Raw genomic sequence first — 23,363 nt, 5'->3', positions numbered from 1 at the left:
ACCTTTAAAAACTGCCAGCGTTAAAAATATGCTGCTGTTATATTAAAATCTAGGCTTATGAGTATTAACAATAGGGTTGATACCCTGTTTATCAAAATGATTTAAAATTTCATCATACTGTTGCTCATCACATGAAAGATATTTACTCCTGATAGTTTTAAAGGCTCCATTTTCCTCCACAGTGTTCAGAACTGTTTCAGGTAACTCCATCCAACCTTTATAAGCTAATAGCTTAGAATGGAAAAATTGATAGTGTAATTTACGTTTTCCTTCTGGTTTAAATGTTAATTTAACAGCATTGTCATATTGTGCATATTTAGTATTAGTCACACTATCTAAAGTGATTCTACTAGTTATCATTGATCCGAAATCAGAAATATAGAATAAAGTTACTTTCTCGCCTTGTTCAATGGCTGCATCATTGAATTGCTCTTGAATTCCGTCTACTTCTTGCAACAATTTGTACATACTAATTTTAAGATCCTCAATGTCAATTTGTTGGATAATATCACTTGTTAGAGTTATTTTATATTTGTTTAATTTCAATTTAATTTTATCCTTATACAATTTCCAGTTGTCATTATTCCAGGTGCTAATAATATCTAAGTCAGAAATTACACCTGTTGAAATATCTGTTAATCGCTCAGCTTGTTGTTGTAGCTCTTCAATTTCTTTATTTGTTCTAACCTGTTCAATAGCAATATCTTTCTCAATTTTTGCATTATCAGTTAGCCCAACATAGCGAGCATATGAATAGCCTTGAGCGTCAACAACATACTGAAGTTTGCCATTGAAATAGATTGCTACTCCTTTTAATGTCCAAGCAACTGATTTTTTAGATAGTTCATCCATATTATAAAAGTCAATCATTGAATTCACTCTATTATCTTCTGTGAAGCTTCCCCCTGTGTTTTCTAAGAAACTGAAGTCAGATAGAAACATGTTAGAAAAGTTTTCAAACGCTTCAACACTGTTAAAATGGATTTCCTTTGTCACTTTAACATTTTCTACAGAGTAATCACCTTTTTTAACTTCTTGTTGATATTCTTTAATTGTGTTTTGCTTGTTCAAATGAGCAAATTCAGCACCAACAATATAATATTGATTATTTTCAATTAAGTTATTTACTCTAATATTATTATAGATTGTTTCAATTCTTTGTTTCTCTTCTTTTTCTCTTTGTTTTGCTTTTTCTCTATTTTGTTCCATTTGTACTTGGAATGCTGCATATTCTTTTTCTTTTCTTTTCTCTTCTTCTTTCTCAGTTTCAATTGCTTTAAGATCAAACAGTTCTATATCCTTTTTAACGGTTTCATTAGCTTCAGTTTGCTTATATTCCCAATCAACACCCACATGAGAATAAAAACTGTAGCTGCTCCCATAATCTCCGTATGGATCGTAACTAACACAATAGTTATACGCATCAACAAGCTGTGTACAATAGTTTACAATTGCATCTAAGTATATTGAACCCTTTTCATAAGGACTGCATTTAATTTCTAAATCAATTTTATTATAAGTAGACCTTACAGAAAATTTACATTGTGGGAAGCGTTTTTTAATATGTACTCTGATTTCTTTTGCAATTTCCTTTGTGCCTTGCTGTTGATTAACCTCTATTTCTTCCCATTGTGTAGATTGCCATAAGTTAAACTTAATTTCTTTAGCTGTTTTAATTGTTTTAGGTTGGTCAATGCTTTCACTATTAGTTAACATTTCAGCAACTTTAAAAGTTTTTTGAGATTGTTTAGCATACCAAACTTTTTTAAATGCTGACCAACGGAAACCATTTTCTTTTAATTCACTTAAAATACTAGCTGCTGGCTTCTGATCAAATTTTAACTCAATCCCTTTAAGTTCCTCGTTAATCATCATAGCTACTGACATTTTAACCACTCCTTGAAATTTGTTTTTATTAACTTATTTATAATTAAATTATATAACAAATATAAACGAATAACAATACTTATATTAATTTATTTTCAATTAAAATTTATTTATTATTTCTTCTAACACACCTTTACTATGATCTAAATATAAATCATTATCATCATAGTAAAATTGTGTTACTTCAGTTGTATTGTCCAGGCCATATTTTTTAATTAAATTATTTAATATGCTTTTTGCTTCAGCATATGATACATTGTCATAATGTTCAGTTGTATACACATATTCCATTTTAAAGAAATCAATATCAACCTTTTCCGAACCCTTCACATGGTGCAGCGTTAACCGTTTCAAAGGTAATGCCTCCTATTAAAATTCTAGTCTATCTTTATCTATCAAACTATATACAATTTCAATATTATCTTTCATATCTTCTAAATCATAATCGTTTCTTTCGTCAATCATGTTCTCAAGATCAAAATATTTATCGTGCAATGGCTCTCCTTCATTTAGTTGTCTTGCTGTATACATCATTGCTTTATAGATAAGGTGTAAAGTTGTTTGATTCATATTAATCCCCCATTATTAAATAATATTTAATTATATTATATTAAGTTATTTATAATTAATAATTTTTATTCATTTTCTAATGTTGTATGATTTTTAATCAGTTGATCCTCATTGTATTCAATTTCAATAACTAACTTTTCTTTTTCCATCCATTATATAAAGTTTTATTAAAATGAACATTTTATCAAATAATACCATATAGTTGAGTGGTTTTTCTAAATGACTTAATTAAGCCACCTTTTGTACCATCTCTTTTGATTTTCCAATGATTTTCAAAACTTGAATAGTCTGAACAGATACGAACGGTTATTGTTTTCGGTGTTTCTTTTACAATTTCATCAACTACCCATAAAAAACCATCGTTTTCCGCTAATTGAGTGCCTACTTTAATATCATTTGCTTCTATAATTGTCGCCATTTTATCATTCCCTTTCATTATAAAATCAACATTTTATCTATATTGAAAAGACATCTTTCGCAAAATCAACGTCACCATTATCATCAAACCATATTTTGCTAATTGAGAAATTGTGAATTTGTTTATGACGTTTGCTTTCTTTGCCGATTGAAAATGAAAAGCCAATCTTACCGAATTTAATTGTAAATTCCATATTATCCACCCCCTGTATAAAATTAGAATTTCTTTTTTTTAACTAATACTCTAAAATGTGCTTTTTGTATGTTGTATCCTCCCGCTGTGATTGTTTCTATTCTTACTGTTTCTTTATCACCTTTTATAATTCCGTTGATTTCTCCGTTACTTCCTAAGTACATTTCTATAACTTCTAAAATGTTTCCAGCTTTCTTAGTGATTGTTTGATAAAATTTCATTTTCTTGTGTCTTACATCTTTATCTAAATCTTTATTTATCATGCTTTCTGAGTATCTCACAATCATATTGTAATCAGCCTTTGTAACCTTATTGAGAAAAGTCATTCGTTCATTATAACTCCCTCTAATTGCTTCATATTCTTTTCTCATTTTTAAGTAATAATTGAATACATTTTCTTTCCAATTTGCTAAGAATTGATCAATTACTGCATCAGCGTTCATCTTTTCAGATGTAACAGCGTCAATATAGGCGACATAACCTTCCAATTCTTCTTTTGTTTCAATAGCTATTTTTTGCATTATACTTCCTAACTTAGCTTTTTTAATTCTGTCTTCTTGTCTTTCAATTGCAGCAACACAATTTTCTCTATAACTTTTTAATTCTTCATTATTCATAACATCAACCGTGTGTTTAACATTTTCTTTATTTCTTTTTATTGTCAAATTTTCCAACTGTTCATTAGTTAACATTTTATCCACTCCTTTTTCTGAAATGTTGTTGTACCTATCAACTAATTTAATTATACAATAAATCATATTTAAACACAATAGTATTAAGTTATTTTTAATTAAATTTTTTAAACTTTATTTCCATTTCTCATTATTTATAGTCCTAGTTTTATGAGTTCATCTAAAGAAAATAAGTGATATCATCTTATAAACTAGACAACACCACTTATATTAATTTATTTTTAAATTAGTATGTTCTTACAGGAAGAATTAAGCTAGTCTTATTGTTTTCTTTAGTTGTTATTGTGAATGGCCTTAAATTAGAAACAATATTTAATGTTAAATCATTCATACAGTCCAGTTGTTTGATAGCTTCCTTCATATAGAGTGAAGAGCAAGCCATTTTAAACCCTTCTTCTATATGGTGCCCAGTGATTCCTATAGTTGTTTCAATTGTTTCACCTTGACTATTCTGAGCGCTCAATTTAAGCGTGTGACGGTCAACTACTTCCAGGTATACAGTATTATTACGCTCATTCTTTGTTAATGTGTGCATATTGCTTAAGATATCTTTAAATTGATCAATATTTAAAATATTTAAATACTGATTAAAGCTATCTGGAATTAATCTGTTTACATCTGGATAGTTTCCTACTTCAGCATTGTGTATGTAAATTCCTTTTTCAGTTTCAATTGAAAGTTGTTTCCCATTACTTTTAATCATTCCTTTAAATGTTTTTCCGCTTTCATTGGCTGCAATTGTTTCAATTAAGTTTTTATGAATAATGATATCTGCATTATATTCCAAATCAGTGGGTGCGCTATATAATCTATGTGAATCAGTTGATATGATTTTACTATTACGAATTAAAACAGTTTGCAATATTGGTCTTGAATCAATTTTTGCTGTTGAAATAGCAGCAAGTTTTAAATTATCTAAATCAGAACTATTGATAAATCCTATAGTTTCAAATGACTTTGTATTTGCTGTTTTAGGGTAATTATCAGCGTTTACAGAAACCCAGGTTTGACTAATTCCATTATTATTAAATGTTATTTTATTTTCTTCAATTGTGAACCCATATATAGAATCTTTCTTAATACCTTTTACTTTTTTAAGTGTATCAATTGGAATTAAAAAACTAATAGGCTGAGAATATTCATTAAAAATTGTGTCTATCTCTTTTATTGTTTGGGTTTGATCAAAATTAGCGTGACTTACTTTAATAGTTGTATTGTTTAATATATCAACTTTTACATTAGATAAAATAGGATAGAGTTTATTATGCTTATGTTTTTTTATTACATTCTTTAGTTCCTTCATTGCATTAGCATTCATAGATATTTTTGTTAACACTTCAGTTTTTGTTGTCATTTTAATTCCTCCGATATAAATTTATTTTTAATTTATACATTAAGCAAATTTCAAATTTATTCAAAGTCAATATTGTATTTACTTAAATAGTTTAGCTTTTTAGATAGCATTTCTTTAAGATTGGATTTATTATTTCCTTTTTTAATAAATGTGTTAGCATCTTGATAAACTTCTTTAGCTCGATCAAAATGCCCTCTGAAACACGCATTATCTAAGTCATTTAAGAGGTCACCGAAAGCATCTTGTTCATCATATTCATACCATTCTTCTGCATAATTAAATGAAATTTCTTTATTGCAGACCTTACATTTACAATGATAAATTTCACAGTCTCCGCGAGTCTCACAATCAACAAAACTTACTTTTAATTTTCCTCCACAATCGCAACGTTCACTTTCTAGATGGATAGGAAGACTAGTTTCATCATTTGGGATACCTTTTTCCGCTGCTTCAATTTCATCCATAAGCTGAAACACTTCACCATCTGACATGTTAGATACAGCTAAACGAGAGTAACCATAGTGATTAATTAAATCATTTCTGCAATCAACTGAAGGATTAAAAGTCATTCCTTGACTAGCCATAGAATTATAAATATTTGATTGCATTTGTGAAAACTGGTTTTTAGTAAGCATTGTTACTAACCTCCTAAATGTTTTTATGTAACGCTTTATCTATAATTAATTATAACACATAAACTAGTAATTGTATAGTTGTATTAAGTTATTTTTAATTAAATATATAAACTTTTTTTTTAAAAAAAGCCAGCCATTAAAGGCTAGCTTAAGAATTTCTTTTATTAATCCAGATTGTAACTAATGTAACTAAGGCTGCAATAGTGATCATAATATCAGCTACCAGGATCAAAGTTGTAGTTTTCTCTATTGTCATTCTAAAAAGCAGATACAGGAAAGCAAAGGTTAAATACAGGATGCTTAAATATTTTCTAATTGTTTGCATAATCATTAAAATGTGAGCTATAATAGTAACAGTTATCACCTAGAGAAGAAGTATCTTCTTCCCTAGGCAATTCATTATTTGCGGTACCTTCTTCTATAACTTGGGCGTTTAGGAGAAGGTTTTTTATTTTGCTTTATTGACCTCGTTCTTTCTATGATAGTAAGTATCTTTTCTATTGCTGTAAGTAAATTTATAATGATGATTGTTGCCGAGGTTACTATTGCAAGAACCGCTGTTACTGTTACTAAATTTATCACATTTATGTACACCTCCTTTCCTCTATCTATTAATAATTATAGCATAGAATAGTATATTTGTATACATATATTAAGTTATTTTTAAATAAAATAGAGTAAAATTTTTGGTTAAATTGATAGAGTGATAAGAGTAGGATATGGATAAGTGTGAAGGATGGGAATGAAAGTATAAAGAATAGTATAAGTAGAGTTTATGTAAATGTAAATATTATAGCTAATGGTTATAGTATGAGTGTGAGTGTAAAGTGTGACAAGGTGAATAGTTAGATATGAATACTTACATTTTTTTCCACATGTTATTATGCGATTTTATCCATATAGATATAATTAAAACTGGCAAAATTAGTATAAATGTAAAAATTTTTTTGAATAAGCTCTACCATATTATAAATAAACTCAATCAACAGTATTTATTTATAATTGGATTATATTTACATAATACGTAGTTAACAGATATTATCACCGCTTTTTTAAGGGTATGGGGGGATTAAAAACATCCATATTTTGGCTATTATGGTAAAATATCCACCTAGCACTTCCATTCACACACCATCTCGAATTTTCCATCTTATCCCATTTTCTTCACTCTCCCTTTCTCACTCAATTATCCTTATTTTCACCCTAATTGTTATCGTAAATGTTATCGTCAACGCACGACTACATCCCTTGATACACCTACATTCTTCCTCTTTCACACTCCCCTAAATTTACATCAATTTTCCCCTTTTCACTCCTCAGACTCCCTCCCAGCCCTTGATACATCTACACTTTCACGACTACATCTTCTTTCCCCCTATTCTCTCTACATTCCCCACATAACATTTCCCTAATAAACACTGGCTTTATCACCCACTTTGACCTTCTATTTTCCCATTTCCACGATCACATGTTATCGTCATTATCCATTTGTCATCCTTCCTGCCTATAAATCCCCATTTCTCCTTGCTAATCAACACTTTATACCTATTAGCTATCAATAATTACCTCTCAAAGATATATCACGACTACACAAATTTTAACCTAAAATTATCCAACTTTTTTCATTTTACCACTAAAATTTTCCATATTATAACAAAAAAAAGACAACCCATATCGGTTGTCTATTATTAATTATTTTGTATTAATTTAATTTTAATTAAAGTATTCTTTCACAAATTGATTATCCCTTCCAATCTCACTAACATATAAGTTTTCTTTTGGTCTAGTCACAGCTACATAAAATAATCTGGCCTCCTCCAAAATATCTGATTTGTCAGAAGGGAACTTTCCATCTTCCACTCCTATAAGAAATACATGTTTATATTCTAATCCCTTACTTCCATGTACAGTCATAAGTTTCACACTATCTTTCTCTTTATGTTTATTCTGCTTATTGCTATATGTAAAGTTAATAAACTGTTCAAGGTTATTATTCTTAACAAAACTTTTTAATAGACTGAGAGATTTCATTTTATCTTCAAGCTCTTCCTTATTGTTAGAGTTATTGTATATGTATGTTTCAAATTTAAATGCCTTAATTAGATTGTCAATCATAGTTGTTACTGAAATCCCTTTATCATATTGTTTTCTAAGATTGTTGATCATATCACAAAATTCTTTTGCGTTTTTCCTTTGGAATGGCTTATCATATTTAAATTCTGGACTAGTTAGCGTTTCAAATATAGATAAATTATGTACACCTGAAAATGATTTTATATCGTTATACAACTTATTAGAGAAGAATTGAATTGGATAATTTCTAAATCTAAATACACTATCAAATGCAACATCATCATGTGGATTACTAATTAATCTTAAATAAGAAATGATTGCTGCTATTTCTCTTCGTTTAAAGAAACTTCCACCCTTGGCATTGTAATAGCTAATATTTCTCAATTTCAATTCATATTCTACATTACTCACTTGTGAATTGTTTCTAAATAGAACTGCAATTTGATTAATATCTTCACCTGATCCAATTAAACTTTCAATCTTCTCAGCTACTGATAACCCTTCTTCTTCTGATGAATAGAAAACATCTTTAGAAATAATCCCCCTATCCTTTAAATGAGCAATTGAATCAGAATAATGCTTGAAATCCCCATAATATCTCTTAATAAAATGATTTGCTTTATCTACTACATTCGCTGGTGAACGGTAATTAATATCCAAGTTAATAATCTTTGCACCAGGGTATTCTTTATCAAAATTCATTGAGAACTCAGGATTGCTTCCTCTAAAGCCATAGATAGCCTGTCTATAATCTTGTACGCACATAATATTTCTACTCGGACATAGATGCTTAATTAATTCATTTTGAACCAAATTAGAATCCTGATGCTCATCCACTAATAAAAATGGGAATGTATAGTGAATTTTCTTCTTCTCTAGCACCCTCAGCGCTTCAATTAACGTATCTTCGTGATCATAGAAATGATTCTTGTCTTTAAAGCTCTCATATCCCCGATAAAAGCGTCTTAATTCATCTTGGGTGTATTCACTCTCGAAGTGTTCAAACTCATCTGTAACACTCTTTAAATAATTCTTCTGATAGCCTATAAAAGACAGAATCGCCTCAGTGTCTAATTTAGTTTCTTTTGATACAATTGCTTGTTCTCTTTTGTATTCAGGTATCAACGTTTTCCCATTTAAGTATCCACTCTTTGAAAGGATATCTCTACAAATTGCATGAAATGTTCCTGTTTTTACTTGGGTTAACCCAAAGCCATTAAGCTTGGCTTTTAACTCCTTAGCAGTAGCACTTGTAAAGGAAATAATTAATATATCCCTTTCAGGAACTCTATGTTTTTCAACTAATGTTTTAATCCTATTGATTAATACTGTAGATTTCCCACTTCCTGCACCAGCTATAACTCCACATGCTCCTTCATAATGATTAATTGCTTCAAGTTGCTTATTATTAAAGTCCAATTTATTTCCTCCTGGAATTGTATTTTTGAATGTTATAGGTTTTCGGACTACATATAATATATATTAATAACTTAGTATTAATTTATTTTTAATTAAACTCTTATATAATATATATATTATATGTAGTCCAGATTTCTATAACATTCGATTTTTAAATCGATTTTATTTTTTACTACCAATGAATTTCATTGTAGTAACTTGCAGCTTTAAATCCGAAAACTCTTCAAAATCATTTACCCTGTATGTATTAGCTTTTCTTTCTTCTTTCAATAAATTAAAGCTAAAGAAATTTTGATTGTAATCACAGGTGATCATTCTATATTCTCTTAAAAGAACCAAGTATTGCAACAAAGTGCTTCTTGGTATCATAGTTTCCACAGATAGATCATCAATACATGAGTCATATCCATTCTCAAACTGTTGAGTTCTCATTTTGAGATAGCTCCATAAATAGAATCCTGTACACCCCAATTCTTTTTTAGACATTGAAAACTTAAAAGCTTCAAACGGAATAAGATGTGTTCTATCAACCTCGTAGAATGTTCCGTCAAAATAATCAGAATCCTTATTTCTATAGAATCCTTTAGCTGGCAGTTTAATACTGTATTTTCTACTTTTATTAGATTTAATAATTGATTGGGTTTCATTATCTAATTCATTTAGTAAAGTGAATTTTAATTCAGTATCGTATTCCCAAGCGATAGGATAGTTATTAGCATGAGAAGTGTATCCTATCTGGTCTAATACACCACCTTTTTTAATTATATAATCCAACCCTCCATAAGTTTTGTTGTATCCCAATATCTCTTTCAATTCTCTAATAGTTAAATGGAATTGATCGTATTTAGCAAATCTATATAGCCAACTAATTAAATAATAAAAAGAATATGCAAAAGTGATATGGTTACTCCCTTTAGTTTTTAAAACACTTAAATCTTGAAACAGTTCATTAGGCATAAAGATTTTGCTTTCCATCGGATGAAAATTTAAAGTATTACACATTGTTTAGTTAGCTTCCTCAAGAATGATATATTTCAAGAATGTGTTTCTAGTAGAACCATGATCAACTTCAATTCCTTTATGTAGAGCACCATTTTCACAAATTACAACTAGTTTTTGGCTTGCTCTAGTCCAAGCAGTATATAACAATTGTCTTGAAAGCATTTTAAAAGCAACATAGTCAAAGGTCGCTAAGACATTTTTCACACCAATCCCCTGTGATTTATGAATTGTGATTGCATAACCGAGCTCAACCATTTTCAAGTCTTGTTGATCATATAAAACTAAATCTTCACTGTCCTCAAACTGGATAAGAACTTCTTTTTTATCCCAATTGATATATCTAATAATCCCCATTGTCCCATTGAAGACATCACAAGTTTCAATTTTAGGCTCATCATCATCAAATTCAAACCCCATTGACATGAAAAGTGACTCATCTTCTGGACTGTATGAATTATTACTTAAATAAGAGTCTAAATCAGAGAAATACATGGCCTTATAGAAGTTTCCATTTTGTATTACTTTGTCACCTTCTCTAAACTGATATCCATTCTTCTCAATGTAGTCTTTTTTTTGGTCATTAAAAATACCTTGCAACTGTATATTTAAATTTTTTACACTGTTTACTCCCCTTGTTTTTAATGCTGTAAGGATTTGAAAATCATTAAATGTTGCCTCGCCATATTTTTCATAGTAATCTTCAGCAATGGATAAAATATGACTGAATATATCCTCTCGATCATCAACAGGAATCAAAACCATATCTTCTAGCTCACCAAATACTTTTGTTCCAGTGTCATATCTATGGCTTATTTTGTTTCCTTCTCTTATCTCATTGGCTGTCGTTAAGATTCCACTTTTCTGAGCTTGTCTGTGTACCTGTGTTAATTCTTTGTTAGGATAAAATTTAGTGCTTACAAGGTCATCGAATATAGCTCCTACTCCAATAGCTGGCAATTGACCATTATCTCCAACAATTATTAATCTTGAACCTTTTCTTATGGCCATTACTAAAGAATAAAAAAGATAACTATTTACCATAGAAGACTCATCAATTATTATAGTTTGATAAGGTAAGGGATTATCTTCGTTATAGACAAACCTTCCATCCTTCCCAATCTTTAATAGTCTGTGTATCGTCATGGATCTAATGCCTTTACTCTCAAGAACTTTAGCTGCCTTTCCAGATAAAGCACAAGTAGCATAATTAAAACCCCTCATAGCGTCTATAACACCCTTTAAAACGGTTGTTTTCCCTGTGCCTGCTTTACCATTCAGAATGAATACACCACTATTATTTGCTAAATTTATAGCATCTCTTTGTTCTTCTGTATATGTAATTTTATTTTCTTTTTCAATTAACTCGATATTAATTAAATCTTTACTCGGTTGATATGACTTAAGCAATATATCCAACTTTTTCTTAATTTCATTCTCATAGTAAAAATTCTTTTTCAAAGCGAACCTGTTTAAATCCAAATGAAATTTTCCTGGTTTGTCTTTGAGTTTATTGATGAAGTCTACAATTAATTCTGTGTCAATTTTCAGTAGTTCCTCTGCTCTCCTTATAGCATCTTCTAATTCAATCCAACTATGACCATCTTTTTCTACCTCTTTCAATATGTGTTCAAAGCAAGCTTTAATTCTGTAAGATGAAACTAAACTGTCTCCCCTTTTCATAGCATATTCATCTACTTTTAAGAATCCAAACAAATCAACTTCAGTAAGGACATATATATTTTCTTTTATCTTATCGATTAGTAAAGCTTCAGAACCAAAATGAGAAACAAGTCTCTGAAGTGCAGTCATGGTAATACCTAACCCTTTTAATTCAATTAAGGCCAGTTGCAGATTTTCATACATTAGAACTCGACTAGTTATTTTCTCTAACTTAGCCTCTTTAATTCCGTTTAGTAAATTAATATCAATATTGCCTTCTTTGATTAAATCAACTAATTTTTCGTTAGGATAAGCTGCTATTAAACTATTAACCTCAGATGGTGGCAATATCTGTCTTAAATATTCTCTTTGATCTTCAACTGTATTCAGCTTTTGCTTTTCAAATTCAACGAATTCATAACCATCCCCATACTTCTTACTCCAACTGGGTTTTATAGTGAAATTATATTCCTTCCCTTCAACTAGAGAATGGCAATTACCAGATACTACAAAATTGTTCCTGTCTATGTTTATGAATTCTGAGCCTTTGATTAACCTAAATGCGAATACTCCATACATATCTTCCTGATTATAGAATAGTTCTCTACTGACTTGTGCTGTTACGTTAATTAATCCAGTCAATTCAACACCCCTTATATTAATTTATTTTCAATTAAAATAGTCCAACCATTTCTCATATATGTGTATAGGTATGTCTCTTGTTTCTTTTTCTAGTTTACTTATGTAACTCTTATGTACGTTAAGGTATTTAGCAATATCACTAGCTTTCTTGTTAGCTATGATTCTTTTAATCTTTAGTTCTTTACCGCTTAGTATCGTGTTCACCTCCTTTTGATAAATTTATATTAAGTTATTTATAATTAAATGTCAACAAGTTGACAAGAAAAAAGAATAGAGGTTTTTTATCTCCATTCTTCGAGTTCTTCTTCGCTTATTATTAATTTATATCCCCTACCTTCTTTTTGAAGCCACCCTTCTTGAACTAATTCCTTAACAAGATTGCTAACATCATTTATTCGTATACCCATCATTTTTTGTAACTCGCTGATTCTTGTTTCACCAGTTTGAGCAATATGTGCTTTTAACTTTTCTATGGGAGTCAATATTCTTACATCGTCTATTTCATCCTTTGAAGTCGGCAACTCTGAAAAATAATTAGACAATTGTTCAAATATTCTCCCCTCTTCTTCACTGTCCATGGATATAACAGGCGCTTGAAACCTTTCTAACTCATTCAGGCAGCCTTCTATTTTAGCTATCCCATCTCCTTTTCCCATTAATTTTTCTGCCCCTGTTTTATCAAGTATAGTTCGACTATCTGTGCCAGATGCTACCTTAAATGAAATTCTAACAGGCATGTTTGCTTTAATTAATCCTGTTACTACATCAACTGATGGTCTTTGAGTAGCTAAAATAAGGTGTATGCCTGCTGCCCTACCTTTTTGAGCAATCCTTATAATATAGTTTTCTACTGTTTTATTTGTTATCATTAAATCTGCAAACTCATCAATTACAATAACCATATAAGGTATACGATTATCTTCTTTTTGGTTGTAATCTTGAATGTTTTTTACACCTTGCTCCTTAAATAATTCATATCGTTTATCCATTTGTATGCAAATTTTATTTAATAGCACTAATGAATCCATCATATCGGTGACTAGTTTCTTAGTTTGAGGGAATGTTTCATATACTGATAATTCTACAAACTTAGGATCAATCAGATATAAATTAAGTCGATCAGACGGAACAGAAAGCAACAGTGTAGTTATAACTGTATTTACAAATACACTCTTACCACTTCCGCTAGTTCCTGATACTAGCATATGTCTGAAGTTAGTCAGTGAGCCAAATAAGGGTTTTCCGTCTGTTTTTTCTCCAATGATAATAGGTAGCTCATTATCCTGCTTAAACTTTTCAAATTGAGGGCTCTCTAAAAAAGTTTTAAGATAAATTGGGTGTTGTTGATCCTGTGGTAAACAAAAGTTAATGATATCGGGTTCATCTCCTATCTCGAGAGTAATATTTTGATTACCTGTAGCTGCTCTAATATCTTCAATTTTGTTTTTAAAGTTACTATAAGCTTTATCTTTTGGAATATAGGCTTTTATGATTTGAACACTAGCTGACTTAACAATTTCCTTAATTTTCAAATCTTGTTTTATTAGCTTTATTCTTTTTAGACCTTGATTTAGCAATTTCTCTTTTGATTCATTTGCAATTTGTTGGGGCGGTGGATCAGCTAATATTTGAAGCGCACTATTATTTTGTGGTGTAGAATTGATTGCTTTTATGCTTGAATTATTAGTAATAGGTTTAAAAGTAGTTTCTTTCTGTAATAGTAGAAGAAGCTCTTGCTTAGAAAAGATAATATCAACTGATTCATGTCTAAAGGATCTAGATTGTAAATAAGGTGCGTATTCCAATGTTTCTACTTGATTAAATTGAGCAGAATTGAATAGCGTTATTGATTTAAGTGATTCGTTAACATTCTTTACAACCGAATCGCTGGCCACTAATCTAACTTCAATTCTAAAACCGTCTTGCAATATTTTATTTTCTATTTCTTCTATCTCATCTATTGTTTCATTTACACCTGTCACAGAGGACAAAAAGTTAATTACTTTAGTTTGAACATTGCATAACAGTGTATTGTCTAGGGGATTGGTATTACCCTTTAAATAAGCCTCGTATTTATTTATAAGTGGGACTCTCCAATTGTCAGTTCTCTTACAAAATAAAATTTGAATATACGAGTCATCATCTAAATTAGCAAGCTCTTTTAGTAAATCTAATTTTTGATTTATGTCTAAAGGTAGAAATGTTGGACTGTTTAAAGACAAGGAAAAGATATTAGTATTTTCTTCAATTTCTAAAGTACTAGTTGCTGCTTTATATGGATATTTATCAAAACTTGGTGTCATTAAAAAGTTAACAATCTCTTCTCCTGCTTTCACCTGTTCAACAGAATACACTCCATTACCGATGTATCTAGAAGATAAAATCCTTTCTAATATGTCTGCCATATCGTTCACTTGATAGAAGTTGTTACTTTTATTTACTAAAGGAGTTTTATTAATGATTTTGTTTAAATAAATGAGAATCATCTCCTTATTTGATTAAATTATCTACAAATCTTTTACCATGCTTCATTCTTAATGCGGTCTTTGTTGCTGCTAGTGTTTTTTGTTTTCTGTAGAAATTTAAAGGTTTTAGGTTTTTAAGTGTGACCGTATTATAAACACCCTGAGCTGTCTTTTTATAGCTATCGAAAAGTTCTACTACATCTTGCTCGCCTCTCGTGTAAGATTTTACAAAATTAGGTGGATTCGCAATTCGATATAATGCACCAAGAATAATCAATATTTTAATAGCCCATAAATCCGCAGCTATAAATCGTGCACCATATAAAAATAATCCCATTAAGACAATAAAAGTAGCAATAACTAATTGGATCATAGAAAGACGCTTGATGGAATTAAACCATATATTAAACATGTGCCGATGCCTATCAAATATCCATGCAGTTAATGCTAGGGGGCTTGCTACGCATAGACAAAATAAATCCCACCATCTTCTCCCTCCTTGTAATAGGATAGGAATAATCAAACCAAGAGCAACAATGTCAAACAAAACCATACCAAGCACATCTATTCCACTTAATGATATGATTTCACTAAAATTGTTCTGTTTAAAGATGTTCCCCCCTAAGCCAGTGATACCTCTTGTTATTTTATTTAGGAGTTTAAATGCTTGTTGGAATAGAAAAGGAGCAAATCCTGAAATTCCTATTGCTATAGGCAGCCTTTTCATTATTTTCATAAAAGGAGTGTAACTTTTTTTAGAAACTTTACTAAACATTTGTATGATAGACTCGTAAATAGTGAGTAAGATGATGATGCTAATTGATATTAAGGAAAAAGTCACTGTTGTGTTTATGGTGTAGGGATTGTTGAATATAAAGCTAGGCGTTTGCAATCCTATGACCATTAACATTTCAAAAACAAAGGAAAATATATCAATGGAGAAGTCGTAGATATGTTGTTTGATATCTTTTAGCCAGTTTATTGCGATAGTTAAATTATTTATTAGTTCACCTATTCCGAGAAAGGTTGTTTTGTCTTCACCTGAGAAGTCTTTAGTGAGTATTCCTTTTTGTTCAAATAAAGTATCTTTTAAAGTGGCTGCTTTTGCTATGCCTGAGTATAGAAAGGATGAAGTCATAACAGCGAATGGGAGAATTGAAGCTTTACTTAACCTTGAAATGGTTGGGAGAATTGAGCGAAGTTTCCTAAAATGATGGTTGTTAGATAATAAAGAATGAAAACGAGTGGTGTTGCGATCATTATTTGAATGAACCCTTTTATTATGTCTACTGTCCATTCTGAAGCTTCTTTTTTCTTTCTGAACTGTCTTAAAGTACCTGCTCCAATCAAAAGTAAAATAGTTAGTAATACTGAACTTCCTACTGCCAAACCGATTAATTCTTGTGTCGTTTGTAGAAGCTCTGTTGGTATCCCTGTGATTACTTGCTCCGAATGTGTAATTTGTGCGCTTGCCATTGACTTTGATGACAATGTTAGAAAACTTGCTGTCGTTGAAATGAATAGCTGAATATTCCTCTTGATGTATTTTCTTTGTTTGGGGCTGAGATTTTCCACCTCCTTTACTAACCCCATTGTAAAATTTTCATTCAGGTAGAAAGTTGATAAATGATAATTAAGATAATTTTTGGGCTTTCTCACGCAAAGATTCACCTTGATTGGTTGCATTATAATCACCTTTCTTTTTAAATTTTAACTCGTAATCATGGAAAAACTTTATAAAAGAAGTTGTTCCCAACCCTATGCAACAAACAGATGCTATTTTAACTAAAGAACCTACAACAAATACTGTGCCGATCCCCATTCAAATCACTCCTTATCTTGATACTTTAATATATTCATTGATACTCAAGTAGAAAATTGTCCTATTCAACTTTTAAAATAAAAGTTTTTATTTTTCAACTTCTCTATATAGAACTTTATCCAGTTGAGGGCACTCAAGAGCAATCCATATTCTTAAAAAGTAATCCAATGAAGGCTGATTTTTATTCTTAAGGATAAGACTGATATTAGATGCTCCAATGCCAGTTTTCTTCGCTAAATCTGCTGGAATAACTCCTTTTTTATCCATATAATCTCTGAATTTATTCTTGAGTTTATATGGCTTCCCTAAATCAGTGTAACCTGATAAATCTTCTTGATATTTTAATTGTTTCAAATAATGACAAACACACCCAACAACAAATTGTTCAACAGAAGCATAGGTACTCTGTGAATCTTGAAAATTTAATGTTTTGGACTTTTGGTAAATAATATAGTTATCTATGTCCTTTAAAATTCCTTCTCTTAGATAAATGGGAATCTCAATATGTTTTTCCATGTATACACTCATCTCCTTTTGTTAATGATATGAATGTAATCATATAAGGAGGACAAAAAATTGACTTTACTAAAAAAAGACGAATCAGATGAATTATTTGATGAAATAATGGATAGTGCAAAAGATAATAGGAATCCGAGGAAATAGAATGGATAAGAATATTGGATGGTTTACAGATGAAAGAATGGCTTGGGAAATTGAGTTTGACAAATTATCTCATCTTGATTTTGAGCGACTAGACATCGAAAAAGAAAAACTTCAACAAATTCTTAGTCAATTGTATGATTGGAAAATAATCAGATGATGTAAATATAGTTACTAAGTTCACTTTTAAATTTATAAGGGCAGAATTAATAAAATCCATATGTTGTTGAAAATAATCAAATAATGACAGTTTATTATTAGTTAACAATGTTAATCCTTCAGTATTCATATTTTGAATATCTGCAATATATTTTGAGGGATCAATAATTTGACCACTCTCATCTTTTAGACCGAAATGCAAATGGCTTCCAGTTGAATATCCTGTATTGCCAGAATGACCTATTAAATCTCCAGGATACACATGTTGACCTTTATCAACATTGAAGTCATTCATATGGCCATATATTGCTGTTTCACCATTTACCCATTTGATTTTCACACATTTACCTGCATTTAAATCTCCATAGTCAAATACCCCAACAACATCCCCCTCACGAATAGATTTTAATGGTGTTCCAGTTTCCATTTTGAAATCTATTCCACTGTGAGGGGAATTTCTAAAGATTTCTTGTTGACCATACTTAGAAGTTATCTTATACATAGTTGAGCCTACTTTCCTAAAAAAGTAATATTGTTGATTATTACCCATTTTTCATTGTAGGTAAATTTTCTTTACCCGTTGCTTTGGTAATTACCCATTCCAGAAATAAAGGTGGGTAACGATAATGGGTAATGTTATAAATTGATTTGGGTAATCTAAAAATCATCTTATTTATTTTTGAAAAATAGTTATCTAGTATTGTATTTTGCTAGGACATCCATTGCGTTAAATTTCTTTTCTTGTTTAACGTTTTTTGAAATGGTGTTAATCATTTCTGTTTTTCCAATGTGTTTTGATGTGTAGCGTGGTTTTACTTCATGCTCAATTGATTTGTGTTTTTCAATAATTACATCTATTTCTTCTACTCTATTATAGATCCAATTTAAACCAGACAGAATGCATATTACATTCCCTTTCCCTTCTGTGTAATAACCCTCAAATAGCTCTAAAGGTTGATTCTTAAACGCATCAAACAGTTTCTCGTATCTGAGGAATTGAAGCATTGATTCATCTCCTTCAAAGATTATCCCAGCTCGAATTATCTTTTCAAATTGAATAGGAGAAAATATTGTCTTCTTCCAAGACTTTTGAATATTGATAGTAAAATTATCAACTGAAAGAACTAGGTTGTTTAAATCAATTAACGATGTTTGAGAAATAACCATAATACCTTTAGTTGAAAACAGTTGATGAGCATCCCTTTTATCGAGAATACCGAACTTTGATTTTTTGTAAGTACATTGGTCAATCTTAGTTAATAAATTGCTAAATTCGGAGTTTATCTTTTGAAAAAGTTCATTTTTTGGGATATTGCTATCATGATTAGCTATAAATGATTGGTTATCCAAGGGTAGAACACAAGTATCTAATTCTGATAATTGAAGAAGTGCCTCTTGTGTGTTCATTTGATTGGCAGTAAATTCTTTTGTGTCAGGTAAAATTGGAACAGCTACAATTGTCTTATTTGTTATACTTCCTTTTAGGAGTTCGATACATATTGGCGCTAGACCACTGCCTGTTCCTCCTGCTGTTGAAAAACAAACAAAGATTACATCAACTGAAGGCTTAGACAGTTTTTGCTTTACAAATTCAATAGTTGATTCCCAATTGTCTTGCATCAAGGCCATTGCTCTCTCTCTTTGTTTCCCTACACCTTCTGAACCAACTAATTTCAGTTTATCAGTAACGCTTTCTAGTGAATCTAGGTCGCTACTTGAGAAGTTGATTGCAATAGATGGATAACCTTTCTTAGCCATTTCATCGACTAAGTTACCTCCAGCTGCTCCTAATCCAATAAATCCGTACATTAAATTGCCTCCTCAGATAATGAAATTCGTAAAGCTTCTTTTCCTATATCGCTTATGAATACTCTGTGATCTTTTTCCCCTGTTACCAATTCAATAAATTGCATTGCGTCTAATCTGTAGAGAGACTTCCTAAAGTTTGACTCTGACAAAAGTGACTCTTCTTTCAATTTCTTCTTCTTTACAGCTTTGAATTTCACATCGATATTTTGATCATGAAGAATCCCAAGTATTTTTAAATCTGTAATGGTTAAACTTTGAACAATAGAGTTAAAATAGTTCACCTTACCACCTCCATAAATAAAAATCTTTGAAAATATTTAATGATATTCATGGATAATTGTTTATCCTAGTGTAATTATATGGGCTTATATGAAAATATTGCAAGTACAAATGAAAGAATTTTTATTACTTTTTAACCTATAATCATTACTTTTATGATAAAATTGCTATAATAAAGCTATGTATGTATATTTATATGGAGGGATAATTTGGAGTGATTATATTGTTAAAACCAAGAATAAAGGTGAAACTCGCAGAACTTAACAAAAAACAAAAAGAACTGTGCGAAGAATTAGATGTAACAAAACAAACTTTAAATAGTTGGGTTAATGGAAGATCTATGCCAACCTTAGAGTCAGCTTTTAAGATTGCCTATATTTTAGACTGTACTGTAGATGAACTTTTTGAATACATAGATGAAGATGAATAAAAGTTTATCCCTCGCTTCAAAAATAACTTTACTTTTAATTATAATTAACTTAATATAGAGTTACTAATTAGAAAGGAGGGTTGTATGTGGGAAACTATAGTCGTGAAGAACAAGAAACATGCTTAGTATTTGAAGTGGAAACTGGAGAATGGAAAGTTTACTCAACTATACCAAAACACATTAGAAAACTAATGGAACTAGGTGAAATGACTGTTGTAGATAAAGATGGTGATCGCCCCACTGCCATTTCAGGAATATTGAGTGAAAAGCAAGTATCAATGAAAAAAGTAAGAGTATTGTCAGAAGAACAGAAACAAAAATTGTCTGAAAGAATGTCTAAGGCTAGAAAAGCCAATAATTAATTAAAAATAAATACATACATATATTTTGGTTATAAATACTCTACCCTATATTTTCATATTAGTTTTTTGTGATTATTATTAGGGAAATTAAGCTTAGAATTGAAATAGGAGGAAATGAATGGCTAAAGGTTTAGATAAGCAAGTTTTCATATATAGTTTGGACACCAGCTCTTTTTACACTGATAAAGAAAATTTAGTGCACAATAAATTATTAAAATTTCATCTTTTAAAAAAATCAATTAAGAACAAACTAAAAAAAATTGAAAAAGAAATAATTAAAACCGATAAATCTCCATCTCTCACTAATAGAAAAGCACAATTAAGAACTGCGTTGAAAAGAATTACAGCTGCAATAAGGCAGAATAAAGAAAAGCTTATTCGCCTTTTGGACTCACACCAGGGAATTAGAGAGTTGCGAACTGACAGCCTGAAAAAGAATCATATTATAGGTATGTTTGATTCAGCGCTAACAAGGACTATAGGAATGAAAGTGGATAAAGTATCACTGGATATGCTTGTTGTGAGAGCTTATTATTATCAAGTATTAAAAGAATTAATAAATGATGGATTCATATATGATGGAGAGAAATACACATACTTTTCATCCAGCGCAGGACAAATTAGAACTAAAAAAGCTGTTTTTATAAAAGAGTCACTTTGGGAAAAACACGAGCCATCTTTAACCTGTGGATTATCATTATCTGAAATCAATGAAAAAGGTGGTATGAATGTAAATAAACTGCTGGCTTATAAAGCTCTTACAGCCTCAGCATCAGAAAAGTGGTCTAATTTTGATATTGATAAGGCAATAGTAGTTCCAGATCTTGAGACTAACGTAAAAGCAATGTTCGACTACATAGACAGAGAAACTTATGAAATTACTGCTCAAGAAATGAGTGTTGCTATTGAACATACTGATGGTTGCGGAATGATTCTTCCAAAGAAAAGCAAAAAATCATTTATGGTGCGCCTTCCTTATGTAAAAGGCCTTTTAGTTCCCTTTCCATTTGATAAATTTGCAGTAGAATTTGGAGCATCAAAAGTAAAAGATATTTATGGTAAAGAATGGGATATCATAAAGGATGATATCCAATACATATTTACAGCATCACAATTTAAAATGAAAAAATTTTATGAGGACTGGCAAGATTATAAGACACGGTTTAAAAAATATAAGTGTCAAGCTGTCAAACTGAACGAAGAAGATGTTGGAGCAGATGCAACACTCAATTATCAAATGCTGCAAACATTAACTGATATTACAACAGAAGAACTAGCTATGCTTGCTGAACCAACAATAAGAGATATTGAAAGATTAGGATCTGACAAAGAAACAATGCTAAGGGTATTAGGTGCAACAGAATCCAATAAAAATAAGAGTCATTTCCAAAAGGCCTTGTTGCTTTATCCTGAACTCCTTAATGATACATATTCTAAGAAAGTTATTAAGGATAAGAAAAAATCAATGATAAATGATGCTATATCTGGGAAGTTAAAAATAAATGGAAAATATACCTTTTTGATTCCAGACCTCTATGCATTTTGCGAAAAACTTTTTCTAGAAAAAGAGCCTTCTGGATTACTTAAGAATGGGGAAGCTTTCTGCAAAATCTATGAAACTGGTAAACTGGATATTTTACGAAGTCCCCATCTTTATAAAGAGCATGCGATTAGACAAAATACGCTTTCTGAGGAATATAAAAAATGGTATATTACAGATGGTATTTACACTAGTATTCACGATCCAATTTCTCGGATTCTTCAGTTTGATAATGATGGGGATAAAGCATTGGTCATTCAGGATGAGCTATTTATTAGTATCGCTGAAAGGAATATGAAAGGTGTCCTCCCCCTCTTCTATGAAATGGGAGTCGCAAAACCTGAGATAATCACTAATGATAAGATATATGAAAGTCTAGTATTAGCATTTAAAGCCAACATTGGTGAAGTGAGTAACAATATAACTAAAGTTTTCAATAGTGAGAACATAGATTTAAGAGTGGTTAAATGGCTAACTGCTGAAAATAACTACATAATAGATTTCGCCAAGACGCTTTATATGCCTAAGAGACCTGAGAAAGTAGATAAGGTAATTAAAGAATACATAAAAAGCAAAGTCCCCTTTTTCTTCATAGAAGCTAAAGGAAAAGAAAGAAAAAATGTTGAACCGATTAATGATAGCACTATTAACAAACTTAGAAAGGTTATTCCAAATAAGAGAATAAAATTTAAAGATATTGCAGGAGAGTTTGACTATAAGAATCTAATGAATCAAGATGTTGTTTATACAAATAAGAGTTTAGTAAACTTATATAAAAAGTTAGACAGAAGTAAAAAGTGGATAATTAAAAAGAATGATCATAAAAATGATGGTTTCTATATTGATACCTACATAAGAAATGAATTAAACAGCTCTTTCATTGAAGAAGATAAAATCGTCAATCAATTAGTCGAATATTTATATAAACAAACAAACGCTTCAATAAAAACCACACTTTGGGATTGCTATGGAAATATTTTATTGGAACACTTAAGACATAACTTAGCCCAAACCAAACAGTGTAACAATTGTGGTACAAGGATAGAAATAACAGGGAGAAATACAAAATATTGCAAGAAGTGCTACAGTAAGAAAGAAAAAGAAAGACAGCGTAAAAAATGGCACACCAACAAAGAAAAATATACGAGCAAAGGTACTACCGTTTTTTAATTGTTGTGAAGGTTGATTTATCGGTATTTCACCTTGAATTCAATTTTTGTTTTTCTTTTAAACACTGATATACCAACGTTTGTTGAACGTTTCCCGTAATAACCCCTAAAGGAAGAAAAAGCTC

At 30.4% G+C, this 23,363-nt stretch carries 23 protein-coding genes; 3 read left to right on the top strand and 20 right to left on the bottom strand.

Features of this window, described 5'->3' with window-relative positions:
• Positions 1–42: 42 nt before the first annotated feature.
• The 20 genes from LCM23_RS06380 to LCM23_RS06285 all read right to left on the bottom strand — a co-directional run bounded on the left by LCM23_RS06380 (position 43) and on the right by LCM23_RS06285 (position 19,739).
• Complete coding sequence (locus tag LCM23_RS06380) at positions 43–1,887, bottom strand: LPD29 domain-containing protein (RefSeq protein ID WP_224936161.1); 1,845 nt, start codon at positions 1,885–1,887, stop codon at positions 43–45.
• Positions 1,888–1,986: 99 nt separating this feature from the next.
• Positions 1,987–2,241, bottom strand: coding sequence for a hypothetical protein (locus tag LCM23_RS06375; protein ID WP_224936160.1), 255 nt, complete (start codon positions 2,239–2,241; stop codon positions 1,987–1,989).
• A 15-nt stretch (positions 2,242–2,256) separates the two neighbouring features.
• Positions 2,257–2,457 (bottom strand): hypothetical protein, encoded by a 201-nt coding sequence (locus LCM23_RS06370; RefSeq protein WP_224936159.1) that lies wholly within the window; start codon positions 2,455–2,457, stop codon positions 2,257–2,259.
• A 184-nt stretch (positions 2,458–2,641) separates the two neighbouring features.
• On the bottom strand, positions 2,642–2,875 hold the full coding sequence (locus LCM23_RS06365) for a hypothetical protein (RefSeq protein WP_224936158.1): 234 nt from the start codon (positions 2,873–2,875) through the stop codon (positions 2,642–2,644).
• Positions 2,876–2,912: 37 nt separating this feature from the next.
• On the bottom strand, positions 2,913–3,068 hold the full coding sequence (locus tag LCM23_RS06360; protein ID WP_224936157.1) for a hypothetical protein: 156 nt from the start codon (positions 3,066–3,068) through the stop codon (positions 2,913–2,915).
• 22 nt (positions 3,069–3,090) lie between these two features.
• The gene (locus LCM23_RS06355; RefSeq protein ID WP_224936156.1) at positions 3,091–3,759 is read right to left on the bottom strand and encodes a hypothetical protein; all 669 of its coding nucleotides are present in this window, start codon (positions 3,757–3,759) and stop codon (positions 3,091–3,093) included.
• Between the two features lie 226 nt (positions 3,760–3,985).
• Positions 3,986–5,113: a DNA polymerase III subunit beta gene (locus LCM23_RS06350; protein ID WP_224936155.1), complete on the bottom strand. Its 1,128-nt coding sequence runs from the start codon at positions 5,111–5,113 to the stop codon at positions 3,986–3,988.
• Between the two features lie 56 nt (positions 5,114–5,169).
• Entirely contained in the window at positions 5,170–5,748 is a 579-nt protein-coding gene (locus LCM23_RS06345; RefSeq protein ID WP_224936154.1) for a hypothetical protein, read from the bottom strand.
• 1,713 nt (positions 5,749–7,461) lie between these two features.
• Positions 7,462–9,240 (bottom strand): ATP-dependent helicase, encoded by a 1,779-nt coding sequence (locus tag LCM23_RS06340; protein WP_224936153.1) that lies wholly within the window; start codon positions 9,238–9,240, stop codon positions 7,462–7,464.
• Positions 9,241–9,402: 162 nt separating this feature from the next.
• Positions 9,403–10,242, bottom strand: a complete 840-nt coding sequence (locus LCM23_RS06335; protein ID WP_224936152.1) for a hypothetical protein — start codon at positions 10,240–10,242, stop codon at positions 9,403–9,405.
• Positions 10,243–10,245: 3 nt separating this feature from the next.
• Positions 10,246–12,543, bottom strand: a complete 2,298-nt coding sequence (locus tag LCM23_RS06330; RefSeq protein ID WP_224936151.1) for an AAA family ATPase — start codon at positions 12,541–12,543, stop codon at positions 10,246–10,248.
• A gap of 27 nt (positions 12,544–12,570) precedes the next feature.
• Entirely contained in the window at positions 12,571–12,747 is a 177-nt protein-coding gene (locus LCM23_RS26155) for a helix-turn-helix domain-containing protein (RefSeq protein ID WP_224936150.1), read from the bottom strand.
• Between the two features lie 77 nt (positions 12,748–12,824).
• Positions 12,825–14,948, bottom strand: coding sequence for an FtsK/SpoIIIE domain-containing protein (locus tag LCM23_RS06320; protein ID WP_224936149.1), 2,124 nt, complete (start codon positions 14,946–14,948; stop codon positions 12,825–12,827).
• Positions 14,949–15,033: 85 nt separating this feature from the next.
• Positions 15,034–16,146, bottom strand: coding sequence for a conjugal transfer protein TrbL family protein (locus tag LCM23_RS06315; protein WP_224936148.1), 1,113 nt, complete (start codon positions 16,144–16,146; stop codon positions 15,034–15,036).
• A 29-nt stretch (positions 16,147–16,175) separates the two neighbouring features.
• Positions 16,176–16,667 (bottom strand): hypothetical protein, encoded by a 492-nt coding sequence (locus LCM23_RS06310; protein ID WP_224936147.1) that lies wholly within the window; start codon positions 16,665–16,667, stop codon positions 16,176–16,178.
• Positions 16,642–16,830 carry a DUF7394 family protein gene (locus tag LCM23_RS06305; RefSeq protein WP_224936146.1) on the bottom strand — a complete coding sequence of 63 codons (189 nt, stop codon included), beginning with the start codon at positions 16,828–16,830 and terminating at the stop codon, positions 16,642–16,644. Before LCM23_RS06305 ends, LCM23_RS06310 begins: the two co-directional genes overlap by 26 nt.
• Before the next feature lie 87 nt (positions 16,831–16,917).
• Positions 16,918–17,346, bottom strand: coding sequence for a helix-turn-helix domain-containing protein (locus tag LCM23_RS06300; RefSeq protein WP_224936145.1), 429 nt, complete (start codon positions 17,344–17,346; stop codon positions 16,918–16,920).
• A gap of 235 nt (positions 17,347–17,581) precedes the next feature.
• Positions 17,582–18,151, bottom strand: a complete 570-nt coding sequence (locus LCM23_RS06295) for a M23 family metallopeptidase (RefSeq protein WP_224936144.1) — start codon at positions 18,149–18,151, stop codon at positions 17,582–17,584.
• 188 nt (positions 18,152–18,339) lie between these two features.
• Positions 18,340–19,458 (bottom strand): FtsZ/tubulin family protein, encoded by a 1,119-nt coding sequence (locus LCM23_RS06290; protein WP_224936143.1) that lies wholly within the window; start codon positions 19,456–19,458, stop codon positions 18,340–18,342.
• On the bottom strand, positions 19,458–19,739 hold the full coding sequence (locus LCM23_RS06285; protein WP_224936142.1) for a hypothetical protein: 282 nt from the start codon (positions 19,737–19,739) through the stop codon (positions 19,458–19,460). The genes LCM23_RS06290 and LCM23_RS06285 overlap by 1 nt, the downstream gene beginning before the upstream one ends.
• A 221-nt stretch (positions 19,740–19,960) precedes the next feature.
• On the opposite strand from LCM23_RS06285, the gene LCM23_RS06280 reads away from it, so the two are divergent.
• From LCM23_RS06280 to LCM23_RS06270, 3 genes are all read left to right on the top strand, one after another.
• On the top strand, positions 19,961–20,167 hold the full coding sequence (locus LCM23_RS06280) for a helix-turn-helix transcriptional regulator (RefSeq protein ID WP_224936141.1): 207 nt from the start codon (positions 19,961–19,963) through the stop codon (positions 20,165–20,167).
• 86 nt (positions 20,168–20,253) lie between these two features.
• Entirely contained in the window at positions 20,254–20,529 is a 276-nt protein-coding gene (locus LCM23_RS06275) for a hypothetical protein (RefSeq protein ID WP_224936140.1), read from the top strand.
• A 118-nt stretch (positions 20,530–20,647) separates the two neighbouring features.
• The gene (locus LCM23_RS06270) at positions 20,648–23,239 is read left to right on the top strand and encodes a hypothetical protein (RefSeq protein ID WP_224936139.1); all 2,592 of its coding nucleotides are present in this window, start codon (positions 20,648–20,650) and stop codon (positions 23,237–23,239) included.
• Positions 23,240–23,363 lie beyond the last annotated feature (124 nt).

The organism is Cytobacillus kochii, from assembly GCF_020171845.1.
Classification (GTDB): Bacteria; Bacillota; Bacilli; order Bacillales; family Cytobacillaceae; genus Cytobacillus; species Cytobacillus kochii.
This window is presented reverse-complemented; position numbering and strand designations above follow the sequence as displayed.